The organism is Streptomyces sp. NPDC007162, assembly GCF_040634175.1.
Classification (GTDB): domain Bacteria; phylum Actinomycetota; class Actinomycetes; order Streptomycetales; family Streptomycetaceae; genus Streptomyces.
Map to the genome: position 1 here is coordinate 1 of NZ_JBEYFC010000907.1, position 2,075 is coordinate 2,075.

Below are 2,075 nucleotides of genomic sequence, written 5' to 3' on the forward strand. Positions count from 1 at the left end.
GGTCGCGCATGGTGCGCAGGGTGTCGGGGAGCCCGCCGCGCCGGCGCTGGTGTGCCGAGGCCAGCCGACGAAAAGGCGCCTGAAGGCACCATGGGCGGCAGCACTCTCGACCTGCTCAGCTTCGTCGTATCGAACTCCATCGCCCTAGGCAGCCTGGTCACCTCCGTAGCCTCCTGGCGAGCCAGTCGGCCCGCCCCTGCCCCACCGGTACGCATCGAGGCGAACGGAATCAGCATTACCATAAACACAGACGACCAAGAGGTCGTCCGCAAGTTCGCGGAAGCCCTGCAGCGCTCTAGCTCAGAGGAATGACAGATCCGACAGGCGGCCAGCTGCCTGGAGTGGACGCTTCCGCCGTCGTCCTCATCGGATGCCATGCCTACGAGGAGTTGGAGCAGCTTCCGGCTGTCGCGAACAACCTCACCACCCTGGCCAGGTGGCTGACCGACCCAGAAATCTGGGGCATCCGTGAAGACCTCGTCACGGTCGTGCAGCAGCCCCAGAACGAAGCCGCAGTACTCCGCGCCGTGCAAGATGCCGCGAGCCGGGCCACCGATACCCTCATCGTCTATTACGCAGGCCACGGCCTACTCGACCCCGAGAACGCAGAGCTCTACCTCACCCTCCCCGACTCCAAGCTCACTGAGCTGTACGTGGAGTCCGCCATGCGCTTCGATTTACTGCGCAGGGTGTTGCTCAGCAGCCACGCGGAGAAGAAGGTGCTGCTGCTCGACTGTTGCTTCAGCGGCCGTGCCATGGCCGGCGAGATGAGCGGCGGCCCAGGACTCGTGCCGCCGCTGCTTGAGGTGAGCGGCACCTGCGTCATCACCGCCTGCTCCGAGAACGCCCGGGCCCTGGCTCCGGTCGGCGCCCCGTTCACGGCCTTTACCGGGGAACTGCTGCGGGCCCTTGAGCTGGGCATTCCAGACGCAGGTCCATTCCTGGACATGGTCACCCTTTATGAATACATCCTTGGGGAACTACGCGCTAAATCTCTGCCACTTCCCCAGCACCGCAGCCGCAACACCGCAGGTCGGATCTGCATCGCCCGCAACCGCGCCGCCAGACCACGACGCTCTCCGCCGGGCAGTGATGATGAGTACATCTCAACGCCTTGGGCTACCTTGCGCCGCGGCAGACCGAGGTCAGAGGTGACACTCGTTGGGCGGCCGCTGACGGTGGGCGCAGTTCAGGCCATTACAGAGCGGATCGAAGAGTTCGGTGGGCAGGTTGAGCAAGTCCGCAGCCTCGCGGATTATCCGGTGTCAGCGGTTGTTCTTGCTGTCACCGGAGCGAGCCACGAAGCTCTACAACTTCAACTCACAGCACAAGCGGCCGCACATCAGATCGATATCCTCGTGACCCACCCGGGGCTCCACCAGCGGGCTAGAAGATTGATCGCCTTGAACGTGGACTCCACCTTGATCCAGGACAACACCATCGAGCTGTTCGCTAATTTTCTTCCCCACGGCCTCAGCCAGCAGGTCTTGGCGATGATGGCTGCTGCCGCCCGAGGTGAACTGGAGTTTGAGCAGGCACTGCACGACAGCGTGGTCCTACTCGCGGGTCTCGACGCCTCTGTGGTTACGAAGGTCCAGGCACAGGTGAGGCTGATGCCAGGGTCGCGCACACTTATCCGCACCTTCAGGCGGCTGGGCTTCGTCGTCGGTGTATTCTCCGACGGCTTCACCCAGATCACAGATGACCTGGTCACGAGACTTGGCCTCAATTTCGCTGCAGCGAACACTCTAGAGATCGCTGATGGGGAATTGACCGGCCGCCTTGTCGGCGAGGTGCTGACTGGCCCAGGCAAGGCGGCCGCTCTGCGCCGTTTCGCAGCCGAAGCAGATGTGCCGCTGTCTCAGACAGTAGCCGTCGGGACAGGCGTCAGCGACCTTGATCTACTCCGCACGGCAGGGCTGAGCGTTGGATTCAACCCACCGTCTGCTGTGCGAGAGGTGGCTGATACCACCATCACCGGCCCATTCCTTGATCCCCTGCTCTACTTCTTCGGGATCAGCAGGCAAGATATTGAGGAGGCTGACACCAACGACTCCTGAAAGGAGCTTCTCGCT

At 62.9% G+C, this 2,075-nt stretch carries 2 protein-coding genes; both read left to right on the top strand.

The features are described 5' to 3' along the window. Positions 1 to 51 precede the first annotated feature (51 nt). On the top strand, positions 52 to 312 hold the full coding sequence (locus ABZ646_RS45660; RefSeq protein ID WP_360533440.1) for a hypothetical protein: 261 nt from the start codon (positions 52 to 54) through the stop codon (positions 310 to 312). After that, positions 309 to 2,060, top strand: a complete 1,752-nt coding sequence (serB, locus tag ABZ646_RS45665) for a phosphoserine phosphatase SerB (protein WP_360533437.1) — start codon at positions 309 to 311, stop codon at positions 2,058 to 2,060. Before ABZ646_RS45660 ends, serB begins: the two co-directional genes overlap by 4 nt. Positions 2,061 to 2,075 lie beyond the last annotated feature (15 nt).